Genomic DNA, 15,203 nt, shown 5'->3' on the forward strand with positions numbered 1-15,203 from the left:
CCTGACTCTATCCTCGGGCGGACAGAATGAGCAGGGGGCCCCACGGATGAGCAGACCAGGGCACCTGCGACGATAGGGGGCGTGGCAGGTTCGAACGGCAAGCAGAAGTCGGTCCGGAACATGGTCCTCTCCCTCGGAGTGACCGTGCTCGCGGCGGGGGTCATCTATCTCTTCGTCCCTCATGAGGACGGCACTCCCGACCTCCCGCGGGTCGACTACCGCGTGGAGCTGCTGACGGCCCGCCGCGCGGCGTCGTACGCGGTGGCCGCGCCCGAGGGCCTGCCCGACTCCTGGAAGGCGACGTCCGTGCGCTTCAAGGGCGACGACTTCGACGCCTGGCATCTCGGCTACCACACCTCCGGCGGGGACTACGTGCAGGTCGAGCAGTCGACCGAGAAGCCGTCGACGTTCCTGGAGGAGGCCACCCGGGGCGGGCGGGCCACCGAGGTCACCGAGGAGATCGGCGACCGGACGTGGACGCGGTACACGGGCGGCCGTTACGACGCGCTCGTGCACCAGGAGAAGGGCGCGACGACCGTGGTGGCCGGTACGGGGTCGTTCGAGCAGCTGACGCAGATGGCGAAGGCCCTGAGGACGGAGTGACCGCACAGGGCAAAGGACAGGGCGAAGGCCCCCGGTGTTGTCGCCGGGGGCCTTCGTCGTGCGCGGTCGGGTCGTGCGCGCTCGATGGTGTGGGGTCGGTTCAGACCGTGGTGACGACCTGGTCGAACTCCAGACGCGGGGAGCGCGGGTACCAGGCGTCCGGGCCCGGCTTGCCGATGTTGACGACCATCAGCGGGGTGTGGTCGTCGTCCAGGAACTCCTTGCGGACGCCCTCGAAGTCGAAGCCGGTCATCGGGCCCGCGGCCAGCCCGGCGGCGCGGACGCCGACGATGAAGTACGCGGCCTGCAGGGCGGCGTTCAGCCCGGCGGCGTTCTCGCGGGCCGCGCGCTCGCTGAAGAAGAGGTCCTTGGCCTGCGGGAACGCCGGGAAGAGGGCCGGCAGCTCCTCGTGGAACTCGTTGTCCGCGGACAGGATCGCGACCAGCGGGGCGGCGGCGGTCTTGGCCTGGTTGCCCTCGGCCATGTGCTGAACCAGACGCTCACGGGCCTCGGCGGAGCGGACCAGGGTGATGCGCAGCGGGGTCTGGTTGAAGGCGGTGGGGCCGTACTTGACCAGGTCGTAGATCGCCTGGACCTGCTCCTCGGTCACCGGCTCGTCGGTGAAGGTGTTCGCGGTACGGGCCTCGCGGAACAGCAGGTCCTGGGCGGCGGGGTCAAGAACGAGAGACATGCGTGAACCTTCTCGGGTCGTGCGTCGGGTTGGCCGTCGCGTTTGTACGTCGCGTTTGTACGTCGCGGGGTACGCCGCGTTGTACGTCGTGCGTAAACGGACCGGGGGCCGGTTTCGAGTTCGACGGTACGCGAGACAAGTTCAAGCTTCAACAAATACTGGGGCGTGGTGATCCGCTTCACACTTCAGCCATGGCGTCACGGGCGTGACGAGCCGCCCTCGGCCTCATTCCGCTCGGCCTCGGCCTCCTCGGCGAGCGCCGCGTCCAGACGGGCCCGGGCGCCCTCCAGCCAGCGCCGGCAGACCTTGGCCAGCTCCTCGCCCCGCTCCCAGAGCGCGAGGGACTCCTCCAGCGTCGTACCGCCCGCCTCCAGCCGTCGTACGACCTCGATCAGCTCGTCCCGGGCCTGCTCGTAGCCCAGTGCCTCTTCCGCCTTGCTGGTCATTCGCCCACCCTATGCATCGGTTCGTGCGTCACTTCGTGTGTCGGTTCCTGCGGCGGTCCGCGCCTCGACCCGTACCGAGAACTCACCCTCGGCGACCCGTGCCCGCAGCGCCTCGTCCGCCGTCACCTCGCCCGGGTCACGGACCACGTGCCCGTCGGCCTTCTGCAGGACCGCGTACCCCCGCTTCATGGTCGCCGCGGGGGACAGGGCCACCACGCGCGCGTGCGTGTGCGTCAGCTCCGACTCGGCCCGGTCGAGGAGATGGCCGAGGCAGCGGCGGCCGCGGTCGAGGAGGGAGGCCACATGATCGGCGCGTTCGTCGATCATCCGGTGCGGATCCTCTATCGACGGCCGCGCGAGGGCATGGGCGAGCCCGCGTTCCTCCCGCTCGATGAACGCCTCGACACACCGCCGGGCCCGGTCGCGCAGCAGCCGTACGCGCTCGTACTCCTCGCCCACGTCCGGTACGACCTTCTTGGCGGCGTCGGTGGGGGTGGAGGCGCGCAGATCGGCGACGTGGTCGAGGAGGGGGTTGTCGGGCTCGTGCCCGATGGCGGACACGACGGGGGTACGGCAGGAGGCGACGGCCCGGACGAGCTGTTCGTCGGAGAAGGGCAGCAGGTCCTCGACGCTCCCGCCTCCCCGGGCGACGATGATCACGTCGACGTCGTCCATCTCGTCGAGCTCCTTCACCGCCTGCACGACCTGCGGGACGGCGTGCACGCCCTGCACGGGGACGTTGCGCACCTCGAAGCGGACGGCAGGCCAGCGGTGGCGGGCGTTCTCGAGCACGTCGCGTTCGGCGGCGGAGGCGCGTCCGCAGACGAGGCCGATGAGCTGGGGGAGGAAGGGAAGTGCCTTCTTCCGCTCCGGCGCGAACAGCCCCTCGGCGGCGAGGGACTTCTTCAGCATCTCCAGCCGGGCGAGCAGTTCACCGACGCCGACGGGCCTTATCTCGGTGGCGCGCAGGGAGAGCTGGCCGCGGGGGGCGTACCACTCGGGTTTGGCGAGTACGACGACGCGGGCGCCCTCGCTCACGACGTCGGCGACGGTGTCGAAGACCTGTCGGTAGGCCGTCACGCTCACGGAGATGTCGTACGACGGGTCGCGCAGCGTCAGGAACACGACGCCGGCGCCGGGGCGTCGGGACAGCTGGGTGATCTGTCCCTCGACCCAGACCGCTCCGAGCCGGTCGATCCAGCCGCCGATGAGCCGCGACACCTCACCTACGGGCAGGGGGGATTCGGGCGACGTGTTCACAGCCATGCGCCGAGCGTAACGGCCGCCGCCGACATGACCGGGTCGGCGGTCGGGTGCGGGCCGTGAGCGTTTTCGCCCCCGCCGCCCCTACCCGTCCCGTCCCTGGGGGCTGCCGCCCCCAGACCCCCGCTTCGGCCCGAAGGGCCTCGTCCTCAAACGCCGGACGGGCTGAGTTCACCCTCTGGCCCGAAACTGGGGTCCCGGCCGTCGCCCGCGTCCCCACCCCTCACAGCCCCCCACCCCTCTCGGCACCAACCCGTCACCCGCGCGATCTTCGCGCCCCCGAACGCACCCTTACGATGGGACGCATGACTGCTTCGCCTGGCCGCCGTGTCCTGCTCGCCGCCCCCCGTGGCTACTGCGCGGGTGTGGACCGCGCCGTGATCGCCGTCGAGAAAGCCCTGGAGCAGTACGGCGCTCCGGTGTACGTCCGGCACGAGATCGTCCACAACAAGTACGTCGTGCAGACCCTGGAGAAGAAGGGCGCCATCTTCGTCGAACGGACGGAGGAGGTGCCCGAGGGGAACATCGTCATGTTCTCCGCGCACGGCGTGGCCCCCGTCGTCCACGAGGAGGCCGCCCGCGGCAAGCTCGCCACCATCGACGCGACCTGCCCGCTGGTCACCAAGGTCCACAAGGAAGCCGTCCGCTTCGCCAACGAGGACTACGACATCCTCCTGATCGGGCACGAGGGGCACGAGGAGGTCATCGGTACGTCCGGTGAGGCCCCGGAGCACATCCAGCTCGTCGACGGCCCGGGCGATGTCGCCAAGGTCGAGGTCCGCGACGAGTCGAAGGTGGTCTGGCTCTCCCAGACCACCCTCTCCGTCGACGAGACCATGGAGACCGTCGACGCACTGAAGGAGAAGTTCCCGCAGCTCATCTCCCCGCCCAGCGACGACATCTGCTACGCCACGCAGAACCGTCAGCTCGCCGTGAAGCAGATGGGCGCGGAGGCCGAGCTGGTCATCGTGGTCGGCTCGCGCAACTCCTCCAACTCCAAGCGCCTGGTCGAGGTCGCCAAGCTGGCCGGCTCGCGCGAGGCCTACCTCGTGGACTTCGCCAGCGAGATCGACGAGGCCTGGCTGGAGGGCGTGACGACGGTGGGCGTCACCTCCGGCGCCTCCGTCCCGGAGGTGCTGGTCGAGGAGGTCCTGGAGTGGCTCGCCCAGCGCGGCTACGGCGATGTCGAGCTGGTCAAGGCGGCCGAGGAGTCCATCACCTTCTCGCTGCCGAAGGAGCTGCGCCGCGATCTGCGCGAGGAGGCGGCGGCGCTGATCGCCCAGCGCACGGGGGCCGCCGGCTCCGGTAACTCCGGCGACTCCGGGGAGTGACCGTCAGTCCCGCGTCGTAACGTAGAGCCATGCAGATCTTCGGCTTGGACATCGGTGGATCCGGGATCAAGGGCGCCCCGGTGGACCTCGACAGGGGCGATCTCGCCCAGGAGCGCTTCAAGGTGCTCACTCCGCACCCGGCCACGCCCGACGGGGTGGCCGACGGTGTGAAGGAGGTCGTCGAGCACTACGGCTGGACCGGACCGGTCGGGCTCACCTTCCCCGGCGTGGTCACCGGCGGCTCCACGATCCGCACCGCGGCGAACGTCGACAAGAGCTGGATCGACACCGACGCGCGCGCGTTGTTCAGCGAGCGCCTCGGCGGCCACCCGGTGACGGTGGTCAACGACGCGGACGCGGCCGGCGTCGCCGAGATGCACTTCGGCGCGGGCCGCGACCGCCGGGGCACCGTGATCCTCCTCACCTTCGGCACCGGCATCGGCAGCGCGCTGTTCGTCAACGGCGCCCTGGTCCCCAACACCGAGTTGGGCCACCTCGAACTGCACGGCCACGACGCGGAGAAGAAGGCCTCCAGCAAGGCCAAGGAGGACGAGGAGCTGACCTGGGAGCACTGGGCCCACCGGGTCCAGAAGTACCTCGCCCATGTCGAGATGCTGTTCTCCCCGGAGCTGTTCATCATCGGCGGCGGGGTGAGCCGCAAGTCCCACAAGTTCCTGCACTACATCGAGGGCATCAAGGCGGAGATCGTCCCGGCCCAGCTGCAGAACAACGCGGGGATCGTGGGGGCCGCGATGCACGCGGCGGAGAAGGACGGCTAGCGGCACAGCAGGGAGGACGGCCGGCCGGCGGTCACGGCGACCGGCGGCGGGCCGCCGCCGCCCTGCGTGCGATCAGGCGGACCCCTCGCACGGTCACGACGAGACCGGCGATCAGCGTCCCCCCGTACAGCCATCCGGCCTGGGTGGCGAGGGCGGTGAAGATTCCCATCAGGTGGCCGCTGATGCCCCCGCCGTTGTCGGCCACCGGAACCAGCCCCACGGCGAACGCGATCGGCAGCACCACCGGCGCGGTCACCAGGTCGCCCCTGCGCACCCAGACGGCGGTCAGTACGCACACCGGCAGGAACAGCACGCTGTACACCGTGAGCGACGCCCCGAAGAGAAGTGCGTCGAGGTAGCCGAGCAGCATCATCACCGCACCGCAGAACAGACCGCCGCCCAGACCGGTGAGCCGGGGGTTGGGAAACCGGCGGACCGCCTGCGGCGCGGGGGACGGCCCGGGCCGCCGTACGGCCGCTGCCGCCGGGGCCGTACCCGAATCCGGGCGGCGCTGGGCGACGGGCCGGGTGGAGCGGGCGGGCCGGTCCGAGGCCGTCGCTCGGGAGGGGCGGGCGGCGAGCCGGGCCCCGGACGACTGGGCCCCGGACGACCGGGCCGCGGACGACCGGGACGATCGGGCAGGCCAGGCGGACCGGGCCGAACCACTCCCTCCGCGGCCGAACCCGCCCTCGCCGTGACTCGCCCGACGTTCGCCCCGCTCCACCCTGTCCCCGTCCCTGTCCCCGTCAGTCGGCATTGCGCCCTGGCCCGACGCGAATCCGCCCGTACCCCGCGTCCACCCGCCCGCGCTCCGTCGCGCCGCCTGTGACGGCAACGACAACGGCGGCCCCATCGGCGTACCGCGTGGCGACTCGTACCCGGCGGGTCGCGTCCTGTCCTGCTCCACTGGACCAACCTAGGTCGGTTTATGTGCCGAATCGCCCGTCAGACACACCTTGGGGCCGACCTTGGCCAGGTGTTCGATCGGGCGCCGGGGCCGGGCCCGGTACGCCGTAGACTGGTGGATCGGCCCGTGCGTCTGCATCATCTGCACCGAAGATCGAAGAAGGACCGGGCCGGCCCCAGCCCAGCCCCTGAACTCCTCTCACGTACGGGAAGTCGCAACGTGTCGCTCACGATCGGAATCGTCGGTCTGCCGAATGTCGGCAAGTCGACCCTGTTCAACGCCCTGACCAAGAACGACGTGCTGGCGGCCAACTACCCGTTCGCCACGATCGAGCCGAACGTCGGTGTCGTGGGCGTCCCGGACGCCCGCCTCACCAAACTGGCCGAGATCTTCTCCTCCCAGCGCATCCTCCCGGCGACCGTCGACTTCGTCGACATCGCGGGCATCGTGCGCGGCGCCTCCGAGGGCGAGGGCCTGGGCAACAAGTTCCTGGCGAACATCCGTGAGTCCGACGCGATCTGCCAGGTCATCCGTGCCTTCAAGGACGAGAACGTCGTCCACGTCGACGGCAAGGTCTCGCCCAAGGACGACATCGAGACGATCAACACCGAGCTGATCCTCGCCGACCTCCAGACCATCGAGAAGGTCCTGCCCCGGCTCCAGAAGGAGTCGCGGATCAAGAAGGACGTGGCTCCGAAGGTGGCGGCGGTCGAGGCGGCGAAGGAGATCCTGGAGAAGGGCGACACGCTGTTCTCCGCGGGCATCGTCCAGGGCTCGGGCAACGAGGAGCTCCTGCACGACCTGCACCTGCTCACCACCAAGCCCTTCCTCTACGTCTTCAACGTCGACGAGGACGAACTGGTCGACGAGGACTTCAAGAACGAGCAGCGCGCCCTGGTCGCCCCCGCCGAGGCGATCTTCCTCAACGCCAAGCTGGAGGCGGACCTCGCCGAGCTCGACGAGGAGGACGCGATGGAGCTCCTGGAGTCCGTCGGCGCCGAGGAGCCCGGCCTCGCCACCCTCGCCCGCGTCGGCTTCAACACCCTCGGCCTGCAGACCTACCTCACGGCCGGTCCCAAGGAATCCCGCGCCTGGACGATCAAGAAGGGCGCCACCGCCCCCGAGGCCGCCGGCGTCATCCACACCGACTTCCAGAAGGGCTTCATCAAGGCCGAGGTCATCTCCTTCGCCGACCTGGTGGAGACGGGCTCGGTCGCGGAGGCCCGCGCCAAGGGGAAGGCGCGGATGGAGGGCAAGGAGTATGTGATGCAGGACGGGGATGTCGTCGAGTTCCGTTTCAACGTCTGAGCGGATGACCGGACACCACGTCGGTGTCCTGGTGAATATGCAGGTCAGATGGGGTCCGGCTCTTCGGGGTCGGGCCCTTGGCCTTTGTCCGCACCGGGATGGCCGCTTGAGGTGAAGTAAGATTCAATCTACGTAAGACTCCGTCTACGTTAACCGCCCTGGGGGTGTGCCATGGAGTTTCAAGGTCGGGCCGGGGATCTTGAACTGCTGGCCGAGCAGTACCGGACCGTGGCGGAGGGTGCCGGGGCCACTCGAGGGCGGGCCGTGATCATGACGGGTCGGCGGCGGGTGGGGAAGTCGCGGCTGGTCCAGGAGTTCTGCGACCGCTCGGGGGCGCCCTACGTGGTGTTCCAGGCCACCCGGGGGCGCAACCCTGTGACGGAGCGCGCCGACTTCGCCGCGACCCTCGCGCAGTCGCCGCTGCCGGGGGCGGAGCTGGTCGCCGGTCTCCAGGCGCAGGACTGGAACCAGGCCCTGCGTTCGCTGGCCCTCGCCGTGCCCGATGACTCACCCAGCATCGCGGTGATCGACGAGGTGCCCTGGCTGGTCGAGCAGGATCAGGAGTTCGAGGGCGCACTCCAGACCGTCTGGGACCGTCATCTGTCTGCCAAGCCCGTGCTTCTGCTGCTGGTCGGCAGCGACACGTCGGTGATGGAGGCGCTGCAGTCGTACGGCCGCCCGTTCTTCGGCCGGGCGGCAAAGATGACCGTCCGTCCCCTGAACCTTGCCGACGTGCAGGCCATGACCGCACTCGACGCCGCCGGGGCCGTCGACGCCCAGTTGATCACCGGAGGGTTCCCCGAGATCGTGCAGTCATGGCGGCCGGGTATGGGACGTACGGACTTCCTCCGGGCTTCGGTCGCCAGTCCGCTCTCGCCGCTGCTGGTGGCCGGCGAGCTGTCCCTGCTGGGCGAGTTCCCCGAGGCCTCGCACGCACGGGCCGTACTGGAGGCGGTCGGCAGCGGTGAGCGCACGTTCAGCGCGATCGCGGCCCAGGCCGGCGGCGCCGGCGCGCTGCCGTCCGGCACGCTCTCCCCGCTGCTGGCGGTGCTGCAGGCCAAGCGCGTCCTGGCCGCTGATCTCCCCCTCTCCGTCAAGCCGGACAGCAAGAACAAGCGCTACCGGATCGCCGACCCGTATCTGCGGTTCTGGCTGGCCTTCCTGGCGCGCTCGATCCCGCTCATCGAGCGTGGCCGCGGTGACCTGGCGCTGGAACGTATCGAGCGGTCATGGACCACGTGGCGCGGGCGCGCGGTCGAGCCGCTGGTCCGAGAATCCCTGCTGCGTCTGATGCCCGACGCCGAGTGGGCCGGGACCGAGGCCATCGGCGGCTGGTGGAACCGGCAGAACAACCCCGAGATCGACCTCGTCGGCACGGACCGTGAGCCGGTGGCCGGGAAGGTGCACTTCGTCGGGTCGGTCAAGTGGCTGGAGAGCCAGCCCTTCGGGCGGCGTGAGTACGACGCCCTGGTGCGCGACATGCTCGCTGTCCCCGGTACCGCCCTGGACACTCCGCTGGTCGCGGTCTCCCGCTGCGGGGTGGCCGATGATCTGCCACTGACCGCGCACTGGGGCCCGGAGGACCTCGTACGGGCCTGGCAGCCCCGATAGCCGCTGCATTGCATGCAGGTCGGAAGGGGTCGTGTTCGGCAGAGGTCGACCCCTTCCGGCCTTGCGCGGGTGCCGGTCAGGCGGGAAAGACGTGGTCGTGGCTGACGTGGCGGGAGCGCAGGAGCAGCTCGCCGTCCTCGCCGCGGACCAGGACGTCGTGCACGACGCAACTTGGCCCGAACTCGGGCTCCTTGACGTCGGCGTGGACGGTGAGGACCAGGCAGTAGCTCGTCGCCGTGAGCGAGCCGTCGGGCGCCTGGCTCAGCGCCACGTGGTTGAACCAGTGCCGGCGCTGGATCTTCCGGGCGTCGAACTTGCGGTGGAAGTCCTCCAGGACGGCGAGGATCCCGGTCCGCGTATGGGCGGCGGGCAGCGAGGGGGAGTGCTTGAACTCGCCGTCCTCGGTGAAGGTCGCGGCGTAGCCGGCGAAGTCGCGGCCGTCCAGCTTCTGCATCTGGTGGCCGTAGAACGACAGGACCTCGGCGTACAGGCCGGTGGGAAGCGCTGTGATGGTCATGCGGCCACGGTCGCCCCGTGGCCTCGAAGTCCGCTCGAGCCGGGTTCGAGGTGGCCCTGCCAGCCTCGTCGCCATGAGCACCGTGACAGTGATCGGGGCGGGCACGATCGGCCTGGGATGGATCAACCTGTTCAGCGCCTACGGGCTGACCGTACGGGTCAACAGCCGCAGGCCTGACGCCCGGCGCATCGTGCGCGAGGGGCTCGAGCTGTTCTCCCCGGGTCGGGCGGACGAGCTGGCGGCGCGGATCGAGTACGAGCCGGACGTCGGCCGGGCGGTGGCCGGGGCGGACCTCGTCTCCGAGAACGCCCCCGACGACCTGCCCCTCAAGCAGCGGCTGTTCGCCGAGATCGGCGAGGCCGCCCCGGACCACGCCCTCGTCCTGTCCTCGACGTCGAAGCTGCTCCCCGACGATCTGAGCCGGGACATGCCCGGACCGGGCCGGCTGGTCGTCGCCCATCCCTTCAACCCGCCGCACATCGTTCCGCTGGTCGAGGTGATCGGCGGGGAACGCACCGACCCGGAGGCCGTCGAAAGGGCGGTGGCCTTCCTGGAGTCGGTCGGGCGGACCCCGGTCGTGCTGCGCAGGGCGCTGCCCGGCTTCGCCGCCAACCGGCTGCAGTCCGCGCTGCTGCGCGAGAGCATCCACCTCGTCCTCGAAGGCGTCGTGACCGTCGAGGAGCTCGACCGGATCGTCACCGACTCGATCGGGCTGCGCTGGTCCACCGTCGGACCGTTCCACGCCTTCCACCTGGGCGGCGGTCCCGGCGGCCTGCGCAAGTGGCTCGAGCATCTCGGCAGCGGCCTCGAACAGGGCTGGCGTGGGCTCGGACAGCCCGCCCTCACCCCAGAGGCCGTCGAGGCCCTGGTCGCACAGACCGAAGCCGCCTACGGGGACCGGACCTATGCCGAGCTGGTCCGGGACCGTGACGACCGGCACCACGCCGTACTGGCCGCCCTGGGGCGGACCGAGCAGCCCCAGGAGGAGAAGAAGTGATGCGTGCCGTCCAGTTCGACCGGTACGGGGATCCCGACGTGCTGTACGTCGCCGAGCGCCCCGTTCCCGAGCCCGGCCCCGGCCAGGTGAGAATCGCCGTCGAGGCCGTCAGCGTCGGCCACGCGCAGACCCAGATGCGGCGCGAGGCCTTCCCCGCGCCGATGTGGCGGCCCGTCTTCCCCGTCGTCCTCGGCGGCGACGTGGTCGGCAGGATCACCGCGGTGGGACCCGATGTCGCGGGCCTGCGCCCCGGGGACCGGGTCGGCGCCTTCACCCTCTACGGCGCCTACGCCGAGCAGGTCGTCGTCGATGCCGTCACCGTCGTGCCCGTACCCGAGGAGCTGGACGCCGCCGAGGCCGCGGTCCTCCCGGGCACCGGACTGATCGCCCTCGGCATCCTGCGGACCGGGCAACTGCGCAAGGGCGAGACGGTGCTGGTGCACGCGGCGGCCGGCGGGGTCGGCCATATCGCGGTCCAGCTGGCCCGGGCAGCCGGGGCCGGCCAGGTCATCGGCACCGCGGGAGAGGCCGGCAAACGCGAGTTCGCCCGGACCGTGGGCGCCGACGCCGTCGTCGACCACCGCTCCCCGAACTGGGCCGACGAGGTCCGGGAACTCACCGGGGGACGCGGTCCCGACCTGATCCTGGACGGCGTCGGCGCCGAGGTCCTGCACCAGGGCATCGACCTGCTCGCCCCGGGCGGCCGGCTGGTGTTCTACGGCTCGTCCGGCGGCGAGTTGGAGATCCCGCAGGTGTCGGTGATGGCCCTCATCGGCATCAAGTACGTCACCGGCTTCGCGCTGTCGGCCTGGCGGGGCGGCCGCCCGCACGAGTACGAGGCGGGCGTCGCCGAACTCACCCGGCTGCTGGTCGACGGACAGGTGAAGTCGGCCGTACACGCCCGGCTGCCCCTGGAGCGGGCCGCCGAGGCCCACACCATCCTCGAGGCCAGGGCCCAGCTGGGCCGGGTCGTCCTCATTCCCTGACGGCCTCATTCCCTGGCCTGTCCACGGCCTTTCGGCCTTCCTCGGCCATTCCTCGGCCATTCCTCGGCCTTTCCTTGGCCTTTATTGGCCTTTCTTGGCCGTCCATTCCGAGTTCGTTTTCCAAGAATCCGAAGGAGAACTTTCCATGACCTCGAAGCGTCAACAGGTGATACGTCTGACCACCGCGTCCGCCCTCGCTCTGGGCGGAATCATGAGCCTGGGCACCAGCGCGCATGCCGCGAACGTGGACGTGCCGTACGAGTGCCGCACCTGGGTGCAGGGCAACACGCACCCTGTCTACGACTACAAGCGCGGGTTCGATGTCACCGTGCCCGCCTCCGTCCGGGCGAACAAGCAGTTCCAGGCCACGTACGACCCGGCGCCGATCACCGCCTTCGCCGACTACAACAAGATCGTCAAGGACGTGCGGGTCGCCTACCGGATCCCGGAGGGCGCGAAGGTCAAGAAGGTGAAGCTCACCGGAGGCAGCGGCCTCGGCGACTCCGCTCTCAAGGCCGAGGTCCAGGGCGGGGACATCATCGTGAGCGCGTCCGGCCCGTTCGAGGGCGGCGTCGAGTTCGACCTGCCGACGCTGAAGGTCACCTACAAGGCGCCCAAGGCCACGGGTACGCTCAACTTCGGCCCGGGCGGCTCGAGTTACGAGAAGCCGGGCTTCTACTGGTACCGCTACCAGCCGACCCTCGACGAGTGGGGCCCGTTCGAGTGCTTCCCGGACCCGGCGAAGCCCCAGACCGTCCTGGCCAGCACGCAGGTCAAGAAGTAACAGCACCGTCAAACGAAAGTGGAGAACGCATGCCTAAGGCCGTAGCCATCCACCAATTCGGCGGGCCGGACGTACTGGGCCTCGTCGATGTCCCCGAGTCGGTGCCGGGGCCGGGCCAGGTGACGGTCCGGGTGCGGGCCGCCGGGGTCAACGGGTTCGACTGCCGGGTGCGCTCCGGCGGCATGCGGGGTCGTTATCCGGTCGAGTTCCCGCAGATCATCGGCAACGAGTTCGCCGGGGTCGTCGAGCGGACCGGCCCGGAGGTGACCGGGTTCGCGCCCGGCGACGAGGTGCTGGGGTTCGCCGTCATGCAGTCCGGCACCGAGCTCCTCGCCGTCGGCGCGGACCAGATCACCGCCAAGCCGCCGGAGCTGTCGTGGGAGGTCGCGGGGTCCCTGTCGGCCGTCGGGCAGACCGCGGACATCGCCCTGGACGCACTGCGCGTCGGCCAGGGGGACACCGTGCTCGTGCACGCCGCGGCCGGCGGGGTCGGCAGCATCGCCGTCCAGCTCGTGCGGGAGCGGGGCGGCACGGCGATCGGCAGCGCCGGCGAGCACAACCACGAGTTCCTGCGGTCGCTGGGCGTGCTGCCCGTCGCCTACGGCCCGGGCTTCGCCGACCGGGTGCGTGCCCTGGCCCCGGACGGCGTCGACGCCGCCCTCGACTGCCACGGCGGACCGGAGGCGCTCGCCGTGTCGCTCGAACTCGTCGCGGACCGGGCCAGGATCGCCACCATCGCCAACTTCCGCGCCGCGGCCCAGGAGGGCATCGTCATGCCGCAGGTGGTGCGGTCCGCCGAGCGGCTCGCCGCCCTGGCCGCGCTCTGCGCCGAGGGCCGGCTGCGGCCGCACGTCGAGGCCGTCCTCCCGTTCGCCAAGGCGGCCGAGGCCCACCACAGGCTGGAGCAGGGCCATGTGCGCGGGAAGCTCGTCCTGGTGCCGGACCTGTGACACCGGGCCCTGGTCGACCGGGCGGCCCGGCGCACGAGGGGCATCCGCGGCGCTGGGCCGTTCTCGCGGTGCTGGTCCTCAGCCTGGTGAGCATCATCCTCGACAACACCGTGCTCAACGTGACGCTGCGCACCCTCACCGACCCGGAGGAGGGCCTCGGCGCCTCCCACAGCCAGGTCGAATGGGTGCTCAGCGCCTACACCCTGGCCTTCGCGGCGATGCTGTTCACCTGGGGTGTGCTCGGCGACCGGCTGGGCCGCAGGCGCGTACTCCTGCTGGGCCTCGGCCTGTTCGGGCTCTCGTCCCTGGCCGGGGCCTACGCCGGATCGCCGGAGCAGCTCATCGCCGCCCGCGCCTGCATGGGGGTGAGCGGCGCGGCGGTCCTGCCGAGCACGCTCGCCACCATCGCCGCCGTCTTCCCGATGCGGGAGCGCCCCAAGGCCCTCGGGATCTGGGCGGCTTCGGTCGGCTTCGCCCTCGGTATCGGGCCCGTCACCGGCGGGCTGCTGCTCGCGCACTTCTGGTGGGGCTCGGTCTTCCTGATCAACGTGCCGATCGTGGCGGTCTGCCTGGTCGCGGTGGTGCTGGTGGTGCCCGAGACCCGGGGCCTCGCGGGCAAGCGCGTCGACGCGGGCGGGCTGCTGCTCTCGATCGCCGGTCTCGTGCTGCTCGTCTACGGCATCATCGAGGCCGGCCGGACCGGCGGGGTCACCCAGCCCACGGTCTGGGGAACCGGCCTGGCCGGCCTCGGCCTGCTCGGCGTGTTCCTGTGGCACGAGCGCCGTACGGCGGAACCCTCGCTGGAGCTCGGCTTCTTCCGGTTGAAAGCCTTCTCCACCGCTGTCGCGGCCGTCGGCTTCGTCAGCTTCGCGATGATGGGCTTCCTCTTCTTCAGCGCCTTCTACCTGCAGAGCGTGCGCGGCTACACCCCGCTGCAGGCCGGGAGTTGCACGGTGGCGCTGGCCGTCGCGAACGTGGTCTGCGGACCCCTCAGCACGGTCCTGGTGCGCTCGATCGGCCCCCGGAACGTGTGCGCGGCGGGCATGCTGGCCGTGACCGCCGCACTCTCCGGAGTCGTCTTCGTGACGCAGCACGCTCCGCTCTGGCTGATCCTCGTCTTGTTCGCCGCACTGGGGGCGGGCGTAGCCTGCGTCATGCCGACCGCAGCCGTGTCCATCATGAACGCGATCCCACGCGAGAAGGCGGGCGTGGCCTCCGCGATGAACAACACCGTGCGCCAGCTGGGCGGTGCCCTGGGCGTCGCGGTGCTCGGCTCCCTCATGGGCGCCGCCTACCGCAGCGGTATCGAGGACGAGCTCGCCGTACTGCCGCCGTCCGTGCGGCACGAGGCCGGCGAGTCCCTGGACGCCACGCTGCTGGCTGCGACTCGGCTGGGGGAGAGCGGACTTGTCGGTCCCGCACGGCAGGCCTTCCTGGACGCCATGCACCTGGCCGCCGGGGTGGCCGCCGCGGCGGCCCTCGTGGGCGCCCTCGCCGTGCTCCGCTGGCTGCCCTCCACCGTCATGACTCCGAAGCCCGCGGCGGGCCCCCTGCCCGGCCGGGAGCATTCCGACCACACCAAGACCAAGGCCCAAGGAAGCTGACATGCCTTTCACTCCTGACGAGCTCGAGTACTACGCCTCCCAGAACCTCGGCCGGCTGGCCACCGTGGCGGCCGACGGCCAGCCCCAGGTCAACCCCGTCTCGTTCACGATCAACACCGAGACCGGCACGATCGACATCGGCGGGCACAATCTGACGGCCAGCAAGAAGTTCCGCAACGTCGGCAAGAACGACCAGGTCGCCTTCGTCGTCGACGATCTGCTCTCCACGCAGCCGTGGAACGTACGCGGTATCGAAGTGCGCGGCCGGGCCGAGGCACTCACCGACGCCCAGCCGCCGCACCCGTACTTCGGCACCGCGATGATCCGTATCCACCCCAAGCGGATCATCACCTGGGGAATCGGCGACGACACCGCTCAGCGCGGCCGCAACGTCTGACCGAGGCGCCTTCTGACTGAGGTGACTCT

General features: G+C 70.6%; 16 protein-coding genes. 11 read left to right on the top strand and 5 right to left on the bottom strand.

Annotated elements, in window-relative coordinates; all coding sequences use genetic code 11:
• The first annotated feature begins 81 nt into the window (after positions 1-81).
• Complete coding sequence (locus ABD932_RS26100) at positions 82-603, top strand: DUF4245 domain-containing protein (protein ID WP_345015937.1); 522 nt, start codon at positions 82-84, stop codon at positions 601-603.
• Positions 604-703: 100 nt separating this feature from the next.
• Here ABD932_RS26100 and ABD932_RS26105 read toward each other — a convergent pair whose 3' ends face one another.
• The 3 genes from ABD932_RS26105 to xseA form a co-directional block, all read right to left on the bottom strand.
• Entirely contained in the window at positions 704-1,294 is a 591-nt protein-coding gene (locus tag ABD932_RS26105) for a malonic semialdehyde reductase (protein ID WP_345015938.1), read from the bottom strand.
• Between the two features lie 197 nt (positions 1,295-1,491).
• A complete protein-coding gene (locus tag ABD932_RS26110) occupies positions 1,492-1,740 on the bottom strand; it encodes an exodeoxyribonuclease VII small subunit (RefSeq protein ID WP_345015939.1) in 249 nt (82 codons plus the stop codon).
• A gap of 9 nt (positions 1,741-1,749) precedes the next feature.
• Positions 1,750-3,006, bottom strand: a complete 1,257-nt coding sequence (xseA, locus tag ABD932_RS26115; RefSeq protein WP_345015940.1) for an exodeoxyribonuclease VII large subunit — start codon at positions 3,004-3,006, stop codon at positions 1,750-1,752.
• Positions 3,007-3,299: 293 nt separating this feature from the next.
• On the opposite strand from xseA, the gene ABD932_RS26120 reads away from it, so the two are divergent.
• Together ABD932_RS26120 and ppgK are read left to right on the top strand one after the other, a co-directional pair.
• Complete coding sequence (locus tag ABD932_RS26120; RefSeq protein ID WP_345015941.1) at positions 3,300-4,334, top strand: 4-hydroxy-3-methylbut-2-enyl diphosphate reductase; 1,035 nt, start codon at positions 3,300-3,302, stop codon at positions 4,332-4,334.
• Between the two features lie 29 nt (positions 4,335-4,363).
• Entirely contained in the window at positions 4,364-5,113 is a 750-nt protein-coding gene (ppgK, locus tag ABD932_RS26125; RefSeq protein WP_345015942.1) for a polyphosphate--glucose phosphotransferase, read from the top strand.
• Positions 5,114-5,144: 31 nt separating this feature from the next.
• Here ppgK and ABD932_RS26130 read toward each other — a convergent pair whose 3' ends face one another.
• Complete coding sequence (locus tag ABD932_RS26130) at positions 5,145-5,837, bottom strand: DUF6542 domain-containing protein (protein WP_345015943.1); 693 nt, start codon at positions 5,835-5,837, stop codon at positions 5,145-5,147.
• 402 nt (positions 5,838-6,239) lie between these two features.
• Between ABD932_RS26130 and ychF the strand changes: the two genes are divergently transcribed.
• A complete protein-coding gene (gene ychF, locus ABD932_RS26135) occupies positions 6,240-7,328 on the top strand; it encodes a redox-regulated ATPase YchF (RefSeq protein ID WP_250092953.1) in 1,089 nt (362 codons plus the stop codon).
• A 171-nt stretch (positions 7,329-7,499) separates the two neighbouring features.
• Entirely contained in the window at positions 7,500-8,939 is a 1,440-nt protein-coding gene (locus tag ABD932_RS26140; RefSeq protein ID WP_345015944.1) for an ATP-binding protein, read from the top strand.
• A gap of 76 nt (positions 8,940-9,015) precedes the next feature.
• Here ABD932_RS26140 and ABD932_RS26145 read toward each other — a convergent pair whose 3' ends face one another.
• Complete coding sequence (locus ABD932_RS26145; RefSeq protein ID WP_345015945.1) at positions 9,016-9,456, bottom strand: nuclear transport factor 2 family protein; 441 nt, start codon at positions 9,454-9,456, stop codon at positions 9,016-9,018.
• Positions 9,457-9,529: 73 nt separating this feature from the next.
• On the opposite strand from ABD932_RS26145, the gene ABD932_RS26150 reads away from it, so the two are divergent.
• The 6 genes from ABD932_RS26150 (at position 9,530) to ABD932_RS26175 (ending at position 15,174) form a co-directional block, all read left to right on the top strand.
• Positions 9,530-10,453, top strand: coding sequence for a 3-hydroxyacyl-CoA dehydrogenase NAD-binding domain-containing protein (locus ABD932_RS26150; protein ID WP_345015946.1), 924 nt, complete (start codon positions 9,530-9,532; stop codon positions 10,451-10,453).
• The gene (locus ABD932_RS26155; protein WP_345015947.1) at positions 10,453-11,439 is read left to right on the top strand and encodes a quinone oxidoreductase family protein; all 987 of its coding nucleotides are present in this window, start codon (positions 10,453-10,455) and stop codon (positions 11,437-11,439) included. The genes ABD932_RS26150 and ABD932_RS26155 overlap by 1 nt, the downstream gene beginning before the upstream one ends.
• A 145-nt stretch (positions 11,440-11,584) precedes the next feature.
• A complete protein-coding gene (locus ABD932_RS26160; protein WP_345015948.1) occupies positions 11,585-12,223 on the top strand; it encodes a hypothetical protein in 639 nt (212 codons plus the stop codon).
• 29 nt (positions 12,224-12,252) lie between these two features.
• Positions 12,253-13,173, top strand: a complete 921-nt coding sequence (locus ABD932_RS26165) for an NADP-dependent oxidoreductase (protein ID WP_345015949.1) — start codon at positions 12,253-12,255, stop codon at positions 13,171-13,173.
• On the top strand, positions 13,170-14,777 hold the full coding sequence (locus ABD932_RS26170; protein WP_425587514.1) for an MFS transporter: 1,608 nt from the start codon (positions 13,170-13,172) through the stop codon (positions 14,775-14,777). Before ABD932_RS26165 ends, ABD932_RS26170 begins: the two co-directional genes overlap by 4 nt.
• 1 nt (position 14,778) lies before the next feature.
• On the top strand, positions 14,779-15,174 hold the full coding sequence (locus tag ABD932_RS26175) for a PPOX class F420-dependent oxidoreductase (RefSeq protein WP_345015951.1): 396 nt from the start codon (positions 14,779-14,781) through the stop codon (positions 15,172-15,174).
• Positions 15,175-15,203: the final 29 nt, after the last annotated feature.

It is taken from the genome of Streptomyces shaanxiensis, assembly GCF_039537145.1.
Taxonomy (GTDB): domain Bacteria; phylum Actinomycetota; class Actinomycetes; order Streptomycetales; family Streptomycetaceae; genus Streptomyces; species Streptomyces shaanxiensis.